Origin of the sequence: Streptomyces sp. NBC_01750 (assembly GCF_035918095.1) — a bacterium.
Lineage (GTDB): Bacteria > Actinomycetota > Actinomycetes > Streptomycetales > Streptomycetaceae > Streptomyces.
Genome location: NZ_CP109137.1, coordinates 2545927 through 2565845, shown reverse-complemented (window position 1 = coordinate 2565845; position 19919 = coordinate 2545927). Strand labels below are relative to the sequence as shown.

At 71.0% G+C, this 19919-nt stretch carries 15 protein-coding genes; 7 read left to right on the top strand and 8 right to left on the bottom strand.

The features are described from left to right. Positions 1-2 precede the first annotated feature (2 nt). Positions 3-512, top strand: a complete 510-nt coding sequence (locus tag OG966_RS11645; RefSeq protein WP_326649461.1) for a GNAT family N-acetyltransferase — start codon at positions 3-5, stop codon at positions 510-512. Between the two features lie 9 nt (positions 513-521). Here OG966_RS11645 and OG966_RS11640 read toward each other — a convergent pair whose 3' ends face one another. After that, positions 522-1043 carry a DUF4240 domain-containing protein gene (locus OG966_RS11640; RefSeq protein ID WP_326655165.1) on the bottom strand — a complete coding sequence of 174 codons (522 nt, stop codon included), beginning with the start codon at positions 1041-1043 and terminating at the stop codon, positions 522-524. Positions 1044-1154: 111 nt separating this feature from the next. Here OG966_RS11640 and OG966_RS11635 point away from each other — a divergent pair, with 111 nt between their 5' ends. Next, complete coding sequence (locus OG966_RS11635; RefSeq protein ID WP_326649459.1) at positions 1155-2072, top strand: SDR family oxidoreductase; 918 nt, start codon at positions 1155-1157, stop codon at positions 2070-2072. Between the two features lie 5 nt (positions 2073-2077). Here OG966_RS11635 and OG966_RS11630 read toward each other — a convergent pair whose 3' ends face one another. The 6 genes from OG966_RS11630 to OG966_RS11605 form a co-directional block, all read right to left on the bottom strand. Continuing rightward, complete coding sequence (locus tag OG966_RS11630) at positions 2078-3043, bottom strand: helix-turn-helix transcriptional regulator (protein ID WP_326649457.1); 966 nt, start codon at positions 3041-3043, stop codon at positions 2078-2080. 184 nt (positions 3044-3227) lie between these two features. Next, positions 3228-5906 carry a pyruvate dehydrogenase (acetyl-transferring), homodimeric type gene (gene aceE / locus OG966_RS11625; RefSeq protein WP_326649456.1) on the bottom strand — a complete coding sequence of 893 codons (2679 nt, stop codon included), beginning with the start codon at positions 5904-5906 and terminating at the stop codon, positions 3228-3230. Positions 5907-6270: 364 nt separating this feature from the next. Further along, positions 6271-6894: a GntR family transcriptional regulator gene (locus tag OG966_RS11620; protein ID WP_326649454.1), complete on the bottom strand. Its 624-nt coding sequence runs from the start codon at positions 6892-6894 to the stop codon at positions 6271-6273. A gap of 160 nt (positions 6895-7054) precedes the next feature. Beyond that, positions 7055-8836: a 2-oxoglutarate dehydrogenase, E2 component, dihydrolipoamide succinyltransferase gene (sucB, locus tag OG966_RS11615; protein WP_326649453.1), complete on the bottom strand. Its 1782-nt coding sequence runs from the start codon at positions 8834-8836 to the stop codon at positions 7055-7057. 53 nt (positions 8837-8889) lie between these two features. Beyond that, on the bottom strand, positions 8890-10278 hold the full coding sequence (gene lpdA / locus OG966_RS11610) for a dihydrolipoyl dehydrogenase (RefSeq protein WP_326649452.1): 1389 nt from the start codon (positions 10276-10278) through the stop codon (positions 8890-8892). Between the two features lie 282 nt (positions 10279-10560). Further along, the gene (locus OG966_RS11605; protein WP_326649450.1) at positions 10561-12129 is read right to left on the bottom strand and encodes a leucyl aminopeptidase; all 1569 of its coding nucleotides are present in this window, start codon (positions 12127-12129) and stop codon (positions 10561-10563) included. A 274-nt stretch (positions 12130-12403) separates the two neighbouring features. Between OG966_RS11605 and OG966_RS11600 the strand changes: the two genes are divergently transcribed. From OG966_RS11600 to OG966_RS11580, 5 genes are all read left to right on the top strand, one after another. Further along, complete coding sequence (locus OG966_RS11600) at positions 12404-14458, top strand: hypothetical protein (protein ID WP_326649448.1); 2055 nt, start codon at positions 12404-12406, stop codon at positions 14456-14458. A gap of 64 nt (positions 14459-14522) precedes the next feature. Beyond that, positions 14523-15974, top strand: a complete 1452-nt coding sequence (gene pelF / locus OG966_RS11595; RefSeq protein ID WP_326649446.1) for a GT4 family glycosyltransferase PelF — start codon at positions 14523-14525, stop codon at positions 15972-15974. Then, positions 15971-17581: a hypothetical protein gene (locus OG966_RS11590; RefSeq protein WP_326649444.1), complete on the top strand. Its 1611-nt coding sequence runs from the start codon at positions 15971-15973 to the stop codon at positions 17579-17581. Before pelF ends, OG966_RS11590 begins: the two co-directional genes overlap by 4 nt. Next, positions 17578-18225 carry a spherulation-specific family 4 protein gene (locus tag OG966_RS11585; RefSeq protein WP_442806683.1) on the top strand — a complete coding sequence of 216 codons (648 nt, stop codon included), beginning with the start codon at positions 17578-17580 and terminating at the stop codon, positions 18223-18225. Before OG966_RS11590 ends, OG966_RS11585 begins: the two co-directional genes overlap by 4 nt. Beyond that, positions 18222-19118: an endo alpha-1,4 polygalactosaminidase gene (locus OG966_RS11580; protein ID WP_326649441.1), complete on the top strand. Its 897-nt coding sequence runs from the start codon at positions 18222-18224 to the stop codon at positions 19116-19118. The genes OG966_RS11585 and OG966_RS11580 overlap by 4 nt, the downstream gene beginning before the upstream one ends. On the opposite strand, the gene OG966_RS11575 is transcribed toward OG966_RS11580, so the two are convergent. Further along, positions 19115-19879 (bottom strand): adenosylcobinamide-GDP ribazoletransferase, encoded by a 765-nt coding sequence (locus OG966_RS11575; protein ID WP_326649440.1) that lies wholly within the window; start codon positions 19877-19879, stop codon positions 19115-19117. The two genes, OG966_RS11580 and OG966_RS11575, sit on opposite strands and share 4 nt — an antisense overlap. Positions 19880-19919 lie beyond the last annotated feature (40 nt).

Sequence of the window (19919 nt, the reverse complement as noted above, 5' to 3'; positions counted from 1 at the left end):
CCATGTCCCTGTCGCACATACGCCCCGCACGTCACACCGACGAAGCAGCGCTCGGTGCGCTCGACCGGGACACCTGGTCGCCGCTGCACGCCGTGCAGCCGAGGCCGAAGCCGCCGTACGACCCTTTCTTCGATGCGAACCACCGGCCCGAGGACTTCCTGGTCGCTGAGGACATCGCCGAGGACGGTGACGGCACGATCACCGGCTACATCCGGCTGATCCCGCCCACCCCGCTCGCCTGCAACCGGCATGTGCGGCAGATCCAGGGCCTCGCCGTGGCCGGACACGCGCGCGGCCGCGGCATCGCGCGAGCGCTGCTGCGGGCGTCGTTCGACGAGGCGCGCCGCCAGGGCGCGGTCCGGATGACGCTGCGGGTGCTCGGACACAACACGCCGGCCCGCACGCTGTACGAGTCGGAGGGCTTCGCGGTCGAGGGCGTACTGCCGGGGGAGTTCTGGCTGGAAGGGCGGTACGTCGACGATGTGATGATGGGCCGCAGCCTCACCCTCTGAGGACCGTTCTCACACGTTTCCGAAGCGCTCCCAGAGCCGGGGGAAACGTTGCGCCAGAGCCGCGTCGTCGTCGAAGTCGAACGGCGTGCCCAGCGGCTCGGCGGTCTGCGGCGGGATCCCCAGATCCGGTGCCACCACACCGGTGAGCTGCTCGTACGCCTCGTCCGCCGCGTACCCCAGCTCCTCGCCGTCCCCGTCGATGTCCTCGTCGAACTCGTCCAGCAGCTCGGCCAGCGAGTCCGGGTCGTGCAGCGCGCCCTCGAAGATCTCCCGGCCCTGCCCGATCAGCCAGCAGCGGAAGTAGTCGAAGGCGTCGTCGCTGGCACCGGCGAGCAGCACGGCGGCCGCACCCCACAGATCCCAGCGGTACGCGCGGTTGTAGCGCGCCTCGAAGTGCCGGGCGAAGTCCAGCACGGAGTCGGGGTCGAGCTGCAGCAGCCGCTCGACCAGCAGATCGGCATGGTCCTCGGGGTCGCCCTCGGCGGCCTCGCGGGTGCTGTCGATGATCTCCCAGAACTCCGTCTCGTCCATCACGGGACAAGCATCGTGGTTGGCGGGGGGCGGCGCACGCGGAGCCGCCGAAATGCTGACTCTTTCGAATGGCGGACAGAGGATGTCGGGTATACGTGCGACGGTCGGCGTATGACGACGGACACACCACTGGCAGGGAAAATCGCACTGGTCGCCGGCGCGACCCGGGGCGCGGGCCGGGCCATCGCCGTACAGCTGGGCGCCGCGGGCGCGACCGTGTATGTGACGGGACGGACCACCCGCGCGCAGGTCAGCGAGGTCGGCCGGGCGACCGAGACCATCGAGGAGACGGCGGAACTGGTCACGGCGGCGGGTGGCGAGGCCGTCGCCGTACCGACGGACCATCTGGAGCCGGAGCAGGTACGGGCGCTGGTCGAGCGGATCGAGAGGGATCACGGCCGGCTCGACATCCTGGTCAACGACATCTGGGGCGGCAACCACCTGCTCGACTTCAACACGAAGATGTGGGACGTCGACCTGGACCGCGGGCTGCGGATGCTCGAACTCGGCGCGAAGAGCCACATCATCACCAGCAGCATCGCGCTTCCCCTGATGGTGCGGCAGCCCGGCGGTCTGGTCGTCGAGGTCACCGACGGCACGGCCGAGTGGAACACGCGCTTCCGGGAGAACTTCTACTACGACCTCGCCAAGAACGCCCCGATCCGGATGGCCTTCATCCTCGGCGAGGAACTGAAGAGCGTCGGCGGCACGGCGGTGGCGGTCACCCCGGGCTTCATCCGCTCCGAGGAGATGCTCGACATCATGGGCGTCACGGAGGAGACCTGGCGCGACGCGATCGCGAAGCAGGCGCACTGGGCACTCTCCGAGACGCCGGACTACACCGGCCGGGCCGTCGCGGCGCTCGCCGCGGACCCGGAACGGGCCCGCTGGAGCGGCCGGTCGCTCGACAGCGGGCAGCTGGCGAAGGTATACGGCTTCACGGACACGGACGGCAGCCGGCCGGACGTCTGGGCCTTCATGCTGCAGGAGGCGGTGGGAGCGGAACCCTCCTTGACGGATTACAGATAGCGCGGCTACCTGTAGAGCCGGGCCGCCCGCTCCGACGAATCGGCGAACAGCGCACGCAGCTCCGGCGGTTCCAGGAGCTCCACGTCCGGGCCCAGCGCGAACAGCTGCCCGTACGCCACCTCATGGGACTCCACCGGCAGAGTGAGCGTCATCCGGCCCTGCCCGTCCGGCCCTTCCGCCGCCGCCAGCGCCTCGCGGGCCGCTGCCCGGTCCGTGACATACGGCAGCCGCCGCGCGCCTTCCTCAGTGACCCGGACCACCACCTCGGCGCGGAGGATGGAGCGTACGAACCGGGCCGCTCGGTCCTCCCAGAAGGCTGGCAGGTCGAAGTCCTCGTCGCGGTCGAAGAGTTGGCCGTCCATGTCCACCGCCGTGAACCGGTCGATCCGGTACACCCGGAAGGCCGTGCGGGCGCGGGCGCACAGGTACCAGACGCCTGCCTTGAGAACGAGTCCGTACGGCTCCAATTCTCGTTCCACCTCGGCGTCCCGGCGTCGGTATCGGGCCTTGATACGGCGGTCGTCCCAGACCGCCTCGGCGACCGCGGGCAGCAGCTCCGGCGTCTTGGGCTCCTGGTACCAGCCGGGCGCGTCCAGATGGAACCGCTGCGCCGCCGAATCGGAGGCGTCCCTGAGCGACGGCAGCAGCGCCGCGGACACCTTCAGACGTGCCGCGGACGCCGCGTCCTCGAGCCCCATCTCCCGCAGCGCGCCCGGGAGCCCGGAGAGGAAGAGGGCCTCGGCCTCACTGCGCCCGAGCCCGGTGAGCCGGGTGCGGTAGCCGCCGACCAGCCGGTAGCCGCCGGCCCGGCCCCGGTCGGCGTAGACCGGGACACCGGCCTCCGAGAGTGCGAGGGCGTCCCGGGTGATGGTCCGCTCCGACACCTGAAGTTCCCGCGCCAGCTCCGCGCCGGTCATGGAGGGCCTGGCCTGGAGCAGCAGCACCATCTTGATCAGCCGGGCAGCACGCATGCCTCCATCATTGCGCAGCTCGGGCGAGCGGCTCCTGGGGTTCGGTCATCCCGGGCCGGGTGCCCGGCCGGCAGCGACCGTGCACCCCGCGTGCACCAGGTTTGCGCCGTCGCCCCCGGCGCGTCCTCGTCATACGCGACCCCCCGGCGGCCGTCGGGGGGTCGCCGGGGGTTGCTCAGGCCTGCTACAGGCCGTAGCGCTCGCGCGCTTCCTTCACGGCCGACGCAGGCACCTCGCCGCGCTTGGCCAGCTGGGCCAGCGCCGCGACCGTGATCGACCGGGCGTCGACGCCGAAGTGGCGGCGGGCCGCGTCACGGGTGTCGGAGAGACCGAAACCGTCCGTGCCGAGCGAGGAGTAGTCCTGCTCGACCCACTGGCTGATCTGGTCCGGGACCTGGCGCATCCAGTCGCTGACCGCGAGCACCGGGCCCGGAGCACCCTCCAGCGCCTGGGTCACGTACGGAATGCGCTGCTCGCCGCGCAGCAGCGCCTCGTCGCACTCCAGCGCGTCACGCCGCAGCTCGCCCCAGGAGGTCGCGGACCAGACATCGGCCGTGACTCCCCAGTCGGCGGTGAGCAGTTCCTGCGCCTCGAGGGCCCAGTGGATCGCCGTGCCGGAGGCCAGCAGCTGCAGCCGCGGCGAGTCCGCGGACGTGGCCACGCCCTCCTTGAAGCGGTAGAGACCGCGCAGGATCCCCTCCTCGACACCCTCCGGCATCGGGGGCTGCGGCTTCGGCTCGTTGTAGACCGTCAGGTAGTAGAAGACGTTCTCGTTGTCCTCGGGTGCCTGGCCGTACATCCGGCGCAGGCCGTCCTTGACGATGACGGCGATCTCGTACCCGAAGGCCGGGTCGTAGTTGAGCGATGCCGGGTTCGTGGCCGCGATCAGCTGCGAATGGCCGTCCGCGTGCTGCAGGCCCTCGCCGGTGAGCGTCGTACGGCCGGCGGTCGCGCCGACGATGAAGCCCTTGCCGAGCTGGTCGGCGAGCTGCCACATCTGGTCGGCCGTGCGCTGCCAGCCGAACATCGAGTAGAAGATGTAGAACGGGATCATCGGCTCGCCGTGCGTCGCGTACGACGTGGCGGCGGCGATGAAGTCGGCCATGGCGCCGGCCTCGGTGATCCCCTCGTTGAGGATCTGGCCGTCCTTGGCCTCCTTGTAGTACATCAACTGGTCGCGGTCGACCGGTTCGTACGTCTGGCCCAGCGGGGAGTAGATGCCGGCCGAGGGGAAGAGTGACTCCATGCCGAAGGTGCGGGCCTCGTCCGGGACGATCGGAACCCAGCGCTTGCCGGTCTCCTTGTCCCGCATCAGGTCCTTCACCAGGCGTACGAAGGCCATGGTGGTGGCCATCTCCTGCTTGCCGGAGCCCTTTTCGAGCGCCTTGAAGCCGCGCTCCTCCGGCTCGGGCAGTGCCACGGCCTGCACCCGGCGGGCCGGGGCCGGACCGCCGAGTGCCGCGCGGCGCTCGGTCAGATAGCGGACCTCGGGGGAGTCGGCGCCGGGGTGGCCGTAGGGCACCAGGCCGTCGGCGAAGGCACTGTCCGGGATCGGGAGTCCGAGCAGATCCCGCATGCCCTTGAACTCGTCGACGGTCAGTTTCTTCATCTGGTGGTTGGCGTTCTTCGACTCGAAGCCCTTGCCGAGCGTGTAGCCCTTCACCGTCTGCGCGAGGATCACGGTCGGCGCGCCCTTGTGCTCGACCGCCGCCCTGTACGCCGCGTACACCTTGCGGGCCTCGTGGCCACCGCGGGAGGTGTAGAAGCACTCGGCGATCTTCGCGTCGCCGAGCAGCTTCGCCAGCTCGACGAGCGCGGGTTCGGCGCCGAAGAAGTGCTCGCGGATGTACGCCACATCACGCGTCGCATACGTCTGGAACTGGGCGTCCGGCACCTCGCGCAGCCTGCGCACCAGCGCACCCGTGGTGTCGAGCCGGAACAGCTCGTCCCAGGCGGAGCCCCACAGTGTCTTGATGACGTTCCAGCCGGCGCCGCGGAACTGGGCCTCCAGCTCCTGCACCACACGGAAGTTGGCACGGACCGGACCGTCGAGGCGCTGCAGATTGCAGTTGATGACGAAGGTCAGGTTGTCGAGCCGCTCACGGGCCGCGAGGGCGAGGGCGGCGGTCGACTCGGGTTCGTCCATCTCGCCGTCACCGAGGAAGGCCCAGACATGCGAGCCCGCGGTGTCCTTGATGCCGCGGTTGGCCAGATAGCGGTTGAAGCGCGCCTGGTAGATCGCGGAGAGCGGGCCGAGGCCCATGGAGACCGTGGGGAACTCCCACAGCCAGGGCAGCCGGCGCGGGTGCGGGTAGGACGGTAGTCCGTTGCCGCCCGCCTCCTGCCGGAAGTTGTCGAGCTGCTGCTCGGACAGGCGGCCGTCGAGGAAGGCGCGGGCGTAGATGCCGGGCGAGGCGTGGCCCTGGATGTAGAGCTGGTCGCCCGAGCCGTCGCCTTCCTTGCCGCGGAAGAAGTGGTTGAAGCCGGTCTCGTAGAGCCAGGCGGCGGAGGCGAAGGTGGCGATGTGCCCGCCGACGCCGAAGCGGGAGCCGCGGGTGACCATGGCGGCCGCGTTCCAGCGGTTCCATGCGGTGATCCGGGCTTCCATCGCCTCGTCGCCGTCGAAAGCGGGCTCGGCGGAGGTGGGGATGGTGTTGACGTAGTCCGTCTCCAGCAGCCGGGGCACGGGGACACCGGCCCTCTCGGCGTGCTGAAGGGTGCGGCGCATCAGATACGCGGCGCGGTGAGGTCCTGCGTGCTCGGTGACGGCGTCGAGGGATGCCGCCCACTCGGCGGTTTCTTCGGCATCACGATCCGGGAGCTGGTCGAGCTCGCTCGGAAGCTTGCCTACGGGGTCGGTCATGATCGCCGCCTTCCGGACAGGAGGGGGGTGGAGACAAGGAGCCTTGTCTGGCAGGACAGGGCTGGGGGTACCCCCGACGCAGTCAGGGGGAAGGTTGGTGAACCCGGCGCCAACTGTAAGTCCCTGATCGATGATCGATCAAAGCTTGGCGGGAAATTGGCATCCAGTGCCGCGAAATGGGGCACAGGGTGTCGCCGCGAAGCGGGGCGTATGGGGCGTTCCGGCGAGGGTGAGTCCCAGGCCCCACGTGCCCGGGATTGTCAGGCCCCGCAGGCGATCGAGGCGCGGGGGCCGGGGCGGAGCCGCGGTCCGGCGCGTTGCGCCGGGGCCGGTGATGGAGCCGTCGGAGATGCGCGGTGCCCGGTCAGGCGCGCGGGGCGCAGCCCAGGACGTGGGCCTTCACCAGCGGGCCGATCTCCGGGTCCTGGCGCCGGAACGCCTCGACCAGAGCCTGGTGCTCCTCGGCGTACGACTTCTGCACCGTGCCGAGCCACCGGATCGACAGCGCCGTGAACACCTCGATGCCGAGCCCCTCCCAGGTGTGCAGCAGCACGCTGTTCCCGGCGGCCCGCACCAGCTCCCGATGGAAGCCGACGGTGTGCCGCACCTGCGCGGCCGAGTCACCGGCCCGGTCCGCCTCGTACAGCGCGGCCACATGAGGCTCCAGCGCGGAACAGTCCTGGGCCAGCCGCGCGGCCGCCAGTTCGGCGGCGATCTGCTCGAGCCCGGCCCGCACCGGATAACTCTCCTCGAGATCGGCGGCGGTGAGATTGCGCACGCGTACGCCCTTGTTGGGCGCGGACTCGATCAGCCGCAGACTCTCCAGCTCGCGCAGAGCCTCGCGCACCGGCGTCTGGGAGACCTCCAGCTCGGTGGCGATCCGCCGCTCGACGATCCGCTCCCCGGGCTTCCAGCGGCCGCTGACGATCCCCTCCACGATGTGCTCGCGGATCTGTTCGCGCAGCGAGTGGATGACGGGCGGGGTCATGAGTGCTCCTCCGGGGCGACAGGCACCCCTGACAATACGGCGGCCGTTGTCGGCAGGCTGCCCAAGGGTGCGCCGGAGCAGGCCTGATGAGTCCTCGCGAGTACGGCAGTGCCCCGCCCGGAGAGTTCCGGACGGGGCACTGCCGTACTGCTGGTGAGCTTTACAGGCCGAGCTCGACCTCGAACTCGCCCGCCTCCAGGATCGCCTTGACGGCCGTCAGGTAGCGGGCCGCGTCGGCGCCGTCCACCAGGCGGTGGTCGTAGGAGAGAGCCAGGTACGTCATGTCACGGATGCCGATGACGGTGCCCTCGGCGGTCTCGATGACCGCCGGGCGCTTGACGGTGGCGCCGATGCCCAGGATGGCGACCTGGTTCGGCGGCACGATGACCGTGTCGAACAGCGCACCGCGCGAGCCGGTGTTGCTGATGGTGAAGGTCGCACCGGAGAGCTCGTCCGGGGTGATCTTGTTGCCACGGACCTTGCCCGCCAGCTCCGCCGTCTTCTTGGCGACACCGGCGAGGTTGAGGTCGCCGGCACCCTTGATGACCGGCGTCATCAGACCCTTCTCGGAGTCCACCGCGATACCGATGTTCTCGGTGTCGAAGTAGGTGATGGTGCCCTCGTCCTCGTTGATCCGGGCGTTGACGACCGGGTAGGCCTTCAGCGCCTGGGCCGCGGCCCTCACGAAGAACGGCATCGGGGAGAGCTTGACGCCCTCGCGAGCGGCGAACGCGTCCTTGGCCTGGTTGCGCAGCTTCATCAGCTTGGTGATGTCGACCTCGACGACCGAGGTCAGCTGGGCCTGCGAGTGCAGCGCCTTCATCATGTTGTCGCCGATGACCTTGCGCATGCGGGTCATCTTGACCGTCTGACCGCGCAGCGGCGACGTCTCGAGGGCCGGGGCCTTCGAGACGGCGGCCGGAGCGGCGGCGGCCGGGGCCGGAGCGGCGGCCTTGGCGGCCTCCGCGGCGGCGACGACGTCCTGCTTGCGGATACGGCCACCGACGCCGGTGCCCTTGACCGCGGAGAGGTCCACGCCGTTCTCGGCGGCGAGCTTACGGACCAGGGGGGTCACGTACGCGCCGTCGTCACCGGCGGGGGCGGCCGGAGTCACCGGGGCCGGAGCGGCAACCGGGGCCGGAGCGGCAACCGGGGCCGGGGCGGGCGCCGGAGCGGCTGCCGGGGCCGGTGCCGGAGCAGCAGGCGCGGCCGGGGCCGCGGGAGCCGCAGGGGCTGCCGGGGCCGGGGCCGGTGCCGGAGCAGCAGCGGGGGCCGGGGCAGCCGGAGCGGGCGCGGCGGCAGGCGCGGCACCAGGGGCGCCGATCACTGCCAGCTTGGCGCCGACCTCGGCGGTCTCGTCCTCGGCCACCACGATCTCCAGCAGCACACCGGAGGCCGGGGCGGGGATCTCGGTGTCGACCTTGTCCGTGGAGACCTCGAGCAGCGGCTCGTCGGCCTCGACGGACTCGCCGACCTCCTTGAGCCAGCGGGTGACGGTGCCCTCGGTGACGCTCTCGCCGAGCGCGGGAAGGACGACGTCGGTACCGGTGGCGCCGCCCGCGGGGGCGGGGGCCGGAGCGGGCTCGGCGGCCGGAGCGGGAGCCGCGGGGGCCTCCGCGACCGGGGCCGGAGCGGCGGGGGCCTGGGCCACCGCGGTCTCGGTCTCGGCAGCAGCCGGGGCCGGAGCGGCAGCGGGCGCGCCCGTGCCGTCGTCGATGACGGCCAGCTCGGCGCCGACCTCAACGGTTTCGTCCTCGGCGACCTTGATGGACGCGAGGATGCCGGCAGCCGGGGCGGGGATCTCGGTGTCGACCTTGTCGGTCGACACCTCGAGCAGCGGCTCGTCGGCCTCGACGCGCTCTCCCTCGGCCTTCAGCCAGCGGGTGACAGTGCCCTCGGTGACGCTCTCGCCGAGCGCCGGAAGGGTTACGGAAACCGCCATGGTTTCAGTTGCTCCTTACGAATGTGCGGAAGTGGTCGTCGCGCCCGGGACTACTAGTCATGGGAGTGCAAGGGCTTGCCGGCCAGGGCCAGGTGGGCCTCGCCGAGCGCCTCGCTCTGCGTCGGGTGCGCGTGGATCAGCTGCGCGACCTCGGCCGGCAGAGCCTCCCAGTTGTAGATGAGCTGAGCCTCGCCGACCTGCTCGCCCATACGGTCACCGACCATGTGGACGCCGACCACGGCACCGTCCTTGACCTGGACGAGCTTGATCTCGCCCGCGGTCTTGAGGATCTTGCTCTTGCCGTTGCCGGCGAGGTTGTACTTCAGAGCGACGACCTTGTCGGCCCCGTAGATCTCCTTGGCCTTGGCCTCGGTGATACCGACGGAGGCGACCTCCGGGTGGCAGTACGTCACCCGCGGCACACCGTCGTAGTCGATCGGAACGGTCTTCAGACCTGCCAGCCGCTCCGCGACCAGGATGCCCTCAGCGAAGCCGACATGCGCGAGCTGGAGCGTCGGGACGAGGTCGCCGACCGCCGAGATCGTCGGCACGTTGGTCTGCATGTACTCGTCGACCAGGACATAGCCGCGGTCCATCGCGACGCCCTGCTCCTCGTAACCGAGACCGGCGGAGACCGGGCCACGGCCGACCGCGACCAGCAGCAACTCGGCGTCGAAGGTCTTGCCGTCCGCGAGGGTGACGCGGATGCCGTCCTGGGTGTACTCGGCCTTCTCGAAGAAGGTGCCCAGGTTGAACTTGATGCCGCGCTTGCGGAACGCGCGCTCAAGAAGCTTGGAGCTGCTCTCGTCCTCGACCGGCACGAGGTGCTTCAGACCCTCGATGACCGTGACATCGGTGCCGAAGGACTTCCACGCGGAGGCGAACTCGACGCCGATGACGCCGCCGCCCAGCACGATCGCGGACTGCGGGACGCGGTCCAGCGTCAGCGCGTGGTCCGAGGAGATGATGCGGTTTCCGTCGATCTCCAGGCCCGGCAGCGACTTCGGTACGGAGCCGGTGGCGAGAAGGACGTGGCGGCCCTGGACACGCTGGCCGTTGACGTCGACGGAGGTGGGGGAGGACAGTCGGCCCTCGCCCTCGATGTAGGTGACCTTGCGGGAGGCGATCAGACCCTGGAGACCCTTGTAGAGCCCCGAGATCACCTCGTCCTTGTACTTGTGGACGGCCTTGATGTCGATGCCCTCGAAGGTGGCCTTGACACCGAACTGGTCGGCCTCACGTGCCTGGTCGGCGATCTCGCCGGCGTGCAGCAGTGCCTTCGTCGGGATGCATCCGTTGTGCAGGCAGGTGCCGCCGACCTTGCCCTTCTCGATCAGGGCGACGTCCAGGCCCAGCTGAGCTCCACGCAGCGCCGCAGCGTAACCGCCGCTACCACCGCCGAGGATCACTAGGTCGAAAACGGTGCTGGCGTCGTTCGCCACGTCACGTCCTCCATGCATGTGCGCCGGTCGCCGGTCGTCGACGACCGGGCGGCGGCTGGTGTTCGGCCGCTGTATTTTCGGCCCTGTGGTGGGGGCCCTGTCCTGCCGAGAACCCATCTTCGCACTTGTTGACGGGAGGCGGGACGCGGGGCCGGGGTGTGAGACGCATGACGCACCGCCCCAAGGAGTTACTGGCCCGTACGAATGTACGGATTTCGTAGAAAGCGAAGGGGGAAACACCGACGGCCCCGGGCGTATGCCCGGGGCCGTCGGTGCCCGTCCTCAGCCCAGGTCGCCGGCGGCGGTGCGCTCGGCGAGCTTGACCAGCGTGCGGATGGCGGAGCCGGTGCCGCCCTTGGGGGTGTAGCCGTACGGCGCACCCTCGTGGAAGGCCGGGCCCGCGATGTCCAGGTGGGCCCAGGTGATGCCCTCGCCCACGAACTCCTGCAGGAACAGACCGGCCACCAGGCCGCCGCCCATCCGCTCGCCCATGTTGGCGATGTCGGCGGTCGGGGAGTCCATGCCCTTGCGCAGCTCGGCGGGGAGCGGCATCGGCCAGGACTGCTCGCCGACCTCCTCCGCGATCTCGTGGATCGAGGTACGGAACGCGTCGTCGTTCGCCATGATGCCGAAGGTGCGGTTGCCCAGCGCCATCACCATCGCGCCGGTCAGCGTCGCCACATCGACGATCGCGTCCGGGTTCTCCTCGGACGCCTTGGTGAGCGCGTCCCCGAGCACCAGGCGGCCCTCGGCGTCGGTGTTGAGCACCTCGACCGTCTTGCCGCTGTACATGCGCAGTACGTCACCCGGGCGGGTGGCCGAACCGGACGGCATGTTCTCGGCGAGCGCCAGCCAGCCGGTGATGTTGACCGCGAGGCCGAGCCGGGCGGCCGCGACGACAGCGGCGAACACCGCGGCCGCGCCGCTCATGTCGCACTTCATCGTCTCGTTGTGACCGGCCGGCTTCAGGGAGATGCCGCCCGAGTCGTAGGTGATGCCCTTGCCCACCAGCGCCAGGTTCTTGGCCGCCTTGGAGTGGGTGTAGGAGAGCTTCACCAGACGCGGCGGGTTCTGCGAACCCTGGCCGACGCCGAGGATGCCGCCGAAGCCGCCCTTGGCCAGCGCCTTCTCGTCGAAGACCTGCACCTTGATGCCGTGCTCCTTGCCGGCGGCGGTGGCCACGGCGGCGAAGGACTCGGGGTAGAGGTCGTTCGGCGGGGTGTTGACCAGGTCGCGGGCGCGGTTGATCTCCTCGGTCAGCGCGATCGCACGCTCGGCCGCCGCCTTGTACGCCTTGTCGCGCGGCTTCGCGCCGAGCAGGGCGATCTCGCCGAGGGGCAGCTTCGCGCCTCCCCCGGAGCCTCCGGCCTGGGAGGTGCCCCCGCCGTTCTTCGAGTTCTTCGCGTCCTTCTCGCCGCTCCGGTACGCGGTGAAGGCGTAGGCGCCGAGCAGAGCGCCCTCCGCGATGGCCTCCGCGTCCTCGGCCGCCTCGACCGGCAGGGCGAAGGCGGCCTTCTTCGAACCGGTCAGCGCACGGGCCGCGGCACCCGCGGCACGGCGCAGCGCCTCGGCGTCGTACGACTCGTCCTTCTCCGGGACCGGGCCGAGCCCGACCGCGAGGACGACCGGGGTCTTGAGGCCGGCCGGTGCGGGGAGCTTGGTCACTTCGCCCTCGCCACCGGTGGCGCCGAGGGTCTCCAGGACGGCGGCGAGTTTTCCGTCGAACGCCTTGTCCACGGCCTCGGCGCCCGGCGCGACGACCGGCCCCTTGGCGCCCTTCGCGACGCCGACGACGAGGGCGTCCGCGCGCAGTGTCGCCGCTCCGGCAGTGCTGAGAGTGAGAGCAGTCACGGTGGTGAAATCTCGCTTCCGTTGAGTCCAGGGCCGTAGAAGGGGATGGATCGACATCCCACGCCGGACAAGAGCCTACGCGCGGTCACATGTTTCGCTCACGGCGGCGGCAATTCACTCGTCCGTGGCGTCTCTTTCATGTTTTCGCGAACTCCGGCGAGACCTCAGTCACACTCACGTCGTTCAGGCAAGGGAGCGAGGGGCTTCTTTGCATCATCTCCACAGGTCCTCCGCATGCTTCTGTGTGCCGAGGGATCGTGCGAGGGGGGAAGTCATGGGGTTCCACGGACTGCGCGCGGGCAGATCGGCCGCGGTGGCACTGGCCGCCGGAGTACTGGCGACGGCCGTTCCGTCGTCGGTCGCGGCAGCTGCCGCCGCGCCGGCGCCGCGCATCGATCTGACGGTACTCGTCGTCGACGACGGAGGCGGCGCGGTCGGGGCGATCGTCTCGGAGCTGAAGGACACCGGGGTGCCGTACCGGACGGTGCGCCTCGACGATCCGGGGCGTCCCGTCGTCGACGCCGCCTTTCTCAGCGACACCGTGAGCGGCCGGCCGCGAGCCAAGTACCAGGGCATCGTCGTCCCCGACGAGGATCCGTTCGGCGCGGACTCGACTGCCGGAGCAGCGGAGAACGCCGCGCTCTTCGCGTACGAGCGGACCTTCGGCATCCGCCAGGTCGACGCCTACACGTGGTCCCATCCGGGTGTCGGTCTCGAGTACGTCGACAACGGCGGCTACGCGGGGGTGCTCGACGGCGCGCAGAGCGCGGTCACCGCCGCCGGGCGTACAGGTCCCTTCGGCTATCTCGACGGGCCGGTCCGGTTCGAGGACAACTCCGCTCTGGTCGCCGAGAGTTACGGCTTCGCCGGCAAGCCCAGGGAAGGCTTCACCAGCTATCTCGACACACCGGTCGGCGACGGCGCCGCCCGCGGCAGCCTGGTCGGCGAGTACGCCCACGACGGACGCAGCGAGCTGGTCGTCACGTTCGCCTACAACCAGTACCAGCGGCAGTTCCGGGTACTGGCCCGCGGCATCGTCGAATGGCTCACCCAGGGCATCCACCTCGGCCAGAGTCGCAGCTACTTCTCCGTGCACGTCGACGACGTCTTCGCGCCCGACGCCCGCTGGGACAAGGACCGCAACTGCACGCCCGGCGACATCGACTGTGGCGACGGGGGCGAGGAGACCACCACCGACATCCGGATGACCGCCGCCGACGCGCAGTACGCCAGGCAGTGGCAGCAGACCAGCGGATTCACTCTCGACATGGTCTACAACGCGGGCGCCGGCGAGGAGTGGAAGACCGAGCACGGCGGCACCGACGCGCTCGCCGCACAGCTGGTGGCCGACCGCGCGCAGTACCGCTGGGTCAACCACACCTATACGCACCTCTTCCTCGGCTGTGTCCAGGACGTCTCGGTCGTGCCGTGGCAGTGCGCCAAGGACACCACGGGCAACACCCGGTGGACGAGCCGGGCCGACATCTCCGCGCAGATCCGCGACAACTACAACTGGGCCGTCGGCAAGGGCATCCCGACCGACCGCACCGAGCTGGTCACCGGCGAGCACTCCGGTCTCATGACCCTGCCGCAGCAGCCCCAGGACAATCCGAACCTCGCCGGGGCGCTGGCCGACAACGGCGTGAAGTGGGTCGCCAGCGACAACTCCCGCGAGCCGCAGCAGCGGAAGGCCGGAGCGGCGCTGACCGTGCCGCGCCACCCGATGAACGTGTACTACAACGTCGGCACCGCGGCCGAGATGGCGGACGAGTACAACTGGATCTACACCGCCGAGGGCGACGGGGGCAGCGGCGTCTGCGAGACGAACCCCGCCTCCACCTGCCTGGCCGAGCCACTGGACACCGCCACCGGCTACGCCTCGTACATCGTGCCGCAGGAGGCCCGTACCGCGCTGAGCCATGTCATCGCCAACGACCCGCGGCCGCACTACGTCCACCAGTCCAACCTTGCCGAGGAGCGCATCCTCTACCCGGTGCTCGACAAGGTGCTGGCCGACTACCGCGCGCTGTTCGCCGACAGCGCCCCGCTCGTCAACCCGAGCCAGCGCGACGCCGGTACGGAGCTTCAGCGCCGGGCCGCCTGGAACAAGGCGCTCGCGGACGGCAGGGTGACCGCGTACCGCATCGGCGCCACTGTCACCGTGCAGGCGCCCTCGGGTGTGACCGCGCCCGTCACCGCGCCGGAAGGCACCCGTAAGCAACTGTTGGTGGGCACGGCTGTGTTCGGGACTCCGTACGCGGGAGCACGCTCGGCCTGGACCTCGCCCGAGCTGCTCCAGTCGGCCGTCACGCTCAAGCTCCCGGTCTGAGCGCAGCCGACCGTCATCGCTGTCCAGGGGGGACAACATTCTGAGCCGCGGCAGTCATGTCACCATGCTCACCGAAGGCACCTATCCACACGTCCACGGGGGTGTGTCGACCTGGTGCGACCAGCTCGTACGCGGAATGCCGGAGGTCGACTTCAATGTCGTCGCCCTCACCGGCACCGGCCGTGAGCCGGTCACCTGGGAGCTGCCGTCGAATGTCTACCGGCACTCGGCCTTCCCTCTATGGGGGCCGGTGCCGGGGCGGCGCCGGCCCCTCTTCGGGCGGAAGCGGCGCCGCTTCACCGACATCTACGAAAGCTTCCTGCTGTCAATACTCGACCCGTCGGCGGGCTGCGACTTCGGCGCGGGACTGTACGAACTGGCGCTGCTGGCCCGCGCGGGACAGCTGTCGGAGGCACTGCGCTCGGAGTCCGTACTGCGCTCGCTGATGTGGATCTGGACCATGCCGCATCTGGAGATATCCGCGTCCCGGCCGACCGTGCACGACGCGCTGACCGCCACCGATCTGCTGGAGCACGCGCTGCGGCCGCTGGCGGTACGGATACCGGACGACTCGATCGCGCACGCCGTCAGCGCGGGGCTCGCCACGCTGCCCGCGCTGGCCGCGCAGCGCTTCGAGGGTGTGCCGTTCCTGCTCACCGAGCACGGCATCTATCTGCGCGAGCGCTACCTCGGCTACCGCGCCGAGGCGCAGCGCGCGCCGGTCAAGGCGCTGATGCTGGGCTTCTACCGGGAGCTCAACTCGCTGGGCTACCGGCGCGCCGATCTGATCACGCCCTGCAATCAGTACAACCGGCGGTGGGAGGAGCGGGGCGGGGCGCCCGCGGACCGTATCCGCACCGTTTACAACGGCGTCGACCCGCACGCCTTCCCGCAGGCGGGTCCCGAGCCGGACGTGCCGACGATCTCCTGGGCCGGACGGATCGACCCGATCAAGGACCTGGAGACGCTGATCCGGGCGTACGCCATGGTCCGCGCCGAACTGCCCGAGGTGCGGTTGCGGTTGTTCGGCGGCGTGCCGGCGGGCGGCGAGGCGTACCGGACACGGCTGGAGAAACTCGCCGCGGAACTGGGCGTCGTGGACGGCATCAGCTGGGAGGGGCGCGTCAGCGATGTGTCGCGCGCCTACGCCTCGGGAAGCGTGGTGCTGCTCTCCAGCATCAGCGAAGGGTTCCCGTTCTCACTGATCGAGGCGATGTCGTGCGGCCGCGCCACGGTCTCCACGGACGTGGGCGGAGTACGGGAAGCGGTCGGTGACACAGGGCTTGTGGTGCCGCCGCGCGAGCCCGCGCTGATGGCGGAGGCGACTATGGGCCTGCTGCGGGACCCCGAACGGCGGGCCGGTCTTGGCGGGCGCGCGCGGCAGCGGGTCGTGGACCAGTTCACGCTGCGCCGCTCGGTGGACGGTTTCCGGCGTATCTACCTCGAGCTGGCGGAGGGTCTGCCCGGGGCTGAGGACGCGGACATCCGGCAGGCCACCGAGTGGGCGCTGGGATGAGCGGGCCGCTCTGGCAGGGACCCGGCCAACAGGTCGACACGCTGCCGGTGCTGCCCCGGCAGCGGGGCGGCCGCGCCGCCGATCCGCTGGAGGAACTCGCGGTCCGTCTGGAGGAGGTGGTCGCGGCGGCCGTCCATCCGGACGAGATCGCCGCGATCCTCGAGTCCGACGGCATGACGGACGACCACATTCGCCTCACATACGGCCGCGAGGACTCCTTCACGCTCGCCGAAGAGCTGTACGCCCGGATCCCGCGCCGCTATTCCGAGCCGCCCGGCCCGCCCGTCGACCCCTGGCACGTGGGGCTGCTCGGCTGCCTGTTGCGCGGCCTCGTCTTCGCGCTGCCGGGCCTTGCCTACGTGCTGGGAGCACCGCTGCTGCGGGGCGCGGGCCTGGCCCCGCTGCTCGCGGGCGCGCTGACCGGCTGGGTGTGGAACCAGGCGTTCTCGCACCGCGCCTACTCCTGGCTGGGCCTGGGCGACCGCGAAGCGGCCGCCCGCGCGCTGCTGACGGGCGCTCCGGCGGGCGCGCTGCTGGGCTCGGCGACGGCGGCGATCGCGGCGGCGGTGTCGTCAGGCCCCGGCGAGTGGCCCGCGGCGGCGTTCGCGTCGGCCCAGGCGCTCTATCTGGCGGCGGCGACGGTCCTGTTGGTCATGGGCCGCGAACGGGCGCTGTTCTGCGCACTGTTACCGATGACGGCGGGTGCCGCACTGGCACTGTCGTACGACCTGGCGGTATCGCTGCGGACGGGCTTGCTGCTGCTGTCGCTGGTGTGCGCGGTGGTGCTGGCGGGGGGCACGCTGGCGCGATGCATCCCGGGTTCGCGGGAGCGGCAGCCCCCTTCCGGGGCTTCGCCCCGAACCCCGCTCCTCAACCGGCGGAGGAGGGGCCTGTCTTCATCATCTCCGGCCGGGCCGATCGCCGCCGGCGCGGACGGATCTTCCCGCCGGACGGGCGGGAAAATCCAGCCCGTCCGGCCATGGAGGACACGGCCGCGCCGCCGGGACACGCGGGCCGCTCCCCGCGTCGCCGCCTCCCTCCCGTACGGGCTCTTCGGGCTCGGCACCGGCGTCCTCGTCCTCTACACCGCACTCGGCGATGTCCTCGCCGGCGGACCCGGCGCGGTCGTCTCCGCGCCCTCCGCCGTAGCGCTGACGCTCAGCATGGGGCCGGCCGAATGGCTGCTGCACCGCTTCCGCGGCGGGAGCCTCGCCGGGCTGCGCGCGAGCACCACGTCACGCGCCTTCCGGCGGGGCTCCGCCGCCGTGCTCGCCGAGTGTCTCGCCGGATATCTCACCGTTCTGTTCGTCCTCGCCGTCGCGGGGACGGTGCTGTGGCCCGACGCCCCCGCGCTCGGCGGCGGGCGTCTTGCCACCCTGCTGCTCATAGGGACAGTGCTGTGGACCGGGCTGCTGCTCCAGTCGTTCGGCGCGGTGCTCCGCGCGGCCGCGGTGTGCGTGGCTGCGGCCCTGGCGCAGGCGCTGGCACTGCTCACCGGCACGGGCGGCCCTGGGCTTGTCGGGCTCGTTGTCGCGGCGGTGGCGGCGGTGCTGCTGGCGGGGATGGTCTGTGTTCTGCTGGGCCGTGCGAGCGCCCACCGCGTATGAGGAACGGTTTTGTGAAGAGACTGCTGGTGCCGTACTACGAGCATCCCGCCGAGCAGCCCGAAGCCTGGGACACGCTCATCGCCGCCGCGCCCCGGCTCTACGGCGTGGTGATCAACCCCGCCAGTGGCCCCGGCGCGGCCGCCGACCCGGAGTTCGCGGCGGTCGCGGAGCGGCTGCGCGGGGCCGGGGTCCGGGTCCTCGGCTACGTCGACACCGACTACGCGCGCCGCCCGCACGCCGCCGTCGTACGGGATCTGCTGCGCCACCGCGACTGGTACGGCGCGGACGGTGCCTTCCTCGACCAGGCATCCGCGGACCCCGACGCGCTGCCCCACTACCGCCGCCTCGCCGTCGCCGCCCGCGCGGTGGGAGCCCGCACGCTCGTCCTCAACCACGGTGTCCACCCCGACCCGGCCTACACGGAACTCGCCGAGCTGCTGGTCACGTTCGAGGGCCCCTGGGACACCTACCGCAGCCTGATCGTCCCGCTGTGGACTGCGGCCCACCCGCCGGAGCGGTTCTGCCATCTGGTGTACGCGGCCCCGCCAGAAGCCCGCGCCGCTGCCGCCGTCCACTGCCTTGTCCCGGGAGCCGGGGCCCACCCCTGGAGCACCCTCCCGTCCGCACTGGAGCCGTCCCGGTGAGACGCGTACGCCCGGTGACACACGTACGCTCGGCGAGACGGGTACTCCCGGTGCTCGTGCTGCTTGTCCTGCTGCCGGCGGGCTGTACCACCCATTCCGACGGGAAGCCGCCTGCCGACCGCTGGCAGCCGGAGCCGGGAATGGCCTGGCAGTGGCAGCTCAGCGGCCGTCTCGACCCGACCGTGGACGTACCGGTGTACGACATCGACGGCTTCGACCACCCGAAGTCCGCCGTCGCCGATCTGCACCGCCGCGGCCGCAAGGTCATCTGCTATCTCTCCACCGGCGCCTGGGAGGACTTCCGCCCGGACGCGGCGAAGTTCCCCAAGGAGGTCCTCGGCCGCGGCAACGGCTGGGACGGTGAGCGCTGGCTCGACATCCGGCGTACGGACATCCTCGGACCGCTCATGGCCGAGCGCATGGACATGTGCCGGGACAAGGGCTTCGACGCCGTCGAGCCCGACAACATGGACGCGTACGCCAACCGCACCGGCTTCCCCGTCACCGCCGCCGACCAGCTCCGCTACAACCGCACGATCGCCGGCCTCGCCCACGACCGGGGCCTGGCCGTCGGCCTCAAGAACGATCTCGACCAGATCCCGCAGCTGGTGGGGGACTTCGACTTCGCGGTCAACGAGCAGTGCGCGGAGCACGACGAGTGCGAGGCGCTGACACCGTTCATCCGCGCGGGCAAGGCGGTCTTTCATGTCGAGTACGAGCTGGACACCGGCGACTTCTGTGCCGAGACCCGGCGGCTGAAGCTGAGCTCGATGCTGAAGAAGTACGAGCTCGGGGTGTGGCGCAAGCCCTGCTGGAGCCGGGGGACACTCGGAGCCGGAGGACCACACAGCGCGCGGGCGCCCGCCCGAGGGCCACGGAAGGGTGAAACCTAGCCGAGCACCAGCACGACGAGCGCCGCCGTCGCCGCCGTCTCGGCCAGCGCGCCGAACACATCGCCCGTCACCCCGCCGAAGCGGCGAACGCAGTGGCGCAGCAGCAGATGCGCCGCGACGAGTCCGGCTGCCACCGCCAGTGCGTGGTGCACTGCGCCGTACGCGCCGAAGAGGGTGCCCGCCGCCGCGCAGACCGCGGTGACCACCGCGGCCACGGCCAGTGCGACGGGTACCGGAACGACTTCCGCGACCGCCGCACCGAGGCCTTCCGGGCGGGCCGCCGGCACGCCCGTGCGGGACGCGAGGGTGAGGGCGAGGCGGGCGGTGACCCCGGAGACCGCCGCCGCGACCGCGCCGTGCGCCCAGCTCTGCCCGTACAGCCCGGTCAGTGCCGCGCATTGGGTGAGCAGCACGAACAGCAGGGTGATGACCCCGAACGGGCCGATGTCCGACTGCTTCATGATCCGCAGTGCGTCCTCGGCGGGCTTGCCACTGCCGAGGCCGTCGGCCGTGTCCGCGAGACCGTCCAGATGGAGGCCGCGGGTGAGGGCTGCGGGGACGGCGGCCGTGGCCACCGCCGCGAGCAGCGGGCCCGAGCCCAGCAGCATCAGCAACCCGCCTAGAGCCGCCGCGAACACGCCGACCACCAGTCCGGCCAGCGGCGCGCAGAGCATTCCGTCGCGTGCCGCCGCACGGTCCCAGCGGGTGACGCGGACCGGGAGCACGGTCAGCGTGCCGAAGGCGAAACGTATGCCGTCCATGGAGTCCTTCACCGGGGGCCGGCGGTCGTCCACCGGGTGA

Excerpts from the sequence above, each read along its gene's own strand:
- pelF (WP_326649446.1), top strand. The coding sequence starts at position 14,523 with ATGCTCACCGAAGGCACCTATCCACACGTCCACGGGGGTGTGTCGACC.
- OG966_RS11620 (WP_326649454.1), bottom strand. The coding sequence starts at position 6,894 with ATGACCCCGCCCGTCATCCACTCGCTGCGCGAACAGATCCGCGAGCAC.
- sucB (WP_326649453.1), bottom strand. The coding sequence starts at position 8,836 with ATGGCGGTTTCCGTAACCCTTCCGGCGCTCGGCGAGAGCGTCACCGAG.
- OG966_RS11640 (WP_326655165.1), bottom strand. The coding sequence starts at position 1,043 with ATGGACGAGACGGAGTTCTGGGAGATCATCGACAGCACCCGCGAGGCC.
- OG966_RS11635 (WP_326649459.1), top strand. The coding sequence starts at position 1,155 with ATGACGACGGACACACCACTGGCAGGGAAAATCGCACTGGTCGCCGGC.
- OG966_RS11590 (WP_326649444.1), top strand. The coding sequence starts at position 15,971 with ATGAGCGGGCCGCTCTGGCAGGGACCCGGCCAACAGGTCGACACGCTG.
- aceE (WP_326649456.1), bottom strand. The coding sequence starts at position 5,906 with ATGACCGACCCCGTAGGCAAGCTTCCGAGCGAGCTCGACCAGCTCCCG.
- OG966_RS11585 (WP_442806683.1), top strand. The coding sequence starts at position 17,578 with ATGAGGAACGGTTTTGTGAAGAGACTGCTGGTGCCGTACTACGAGCAT.
- OG966_RS11575 (WP_326649440.1), bottom strand. The coding sequence starts at position 19,879 with ATGGACGGCATACGTTTCGCCTTCGGCACGCTGACCGTGCTCCCGGTC.
- OG966_RS11645 (WP_326649461.1), top strand. The coding sequence starts at position 3 with ATGTCCCTGTCGCACATACGCCCCGCACGTCACACCGACGAAGCAGCG.
- OG966_RS11600 (WP_326649448.1), top strand. The coding sequence starts at position 12,404 with ATGGGGTTCCACGGACTGCGCGCGGGCAGATCGGCCGCGGTGGCACTG.
- OG966_RS11630 (WP_326649457.1), bottom strand. The coding sequence starts at position 3,043 with ATGCGTGCTGCCCGGCTGATCAAGATGGTGCTGCTGCTCCAGGCCAGG.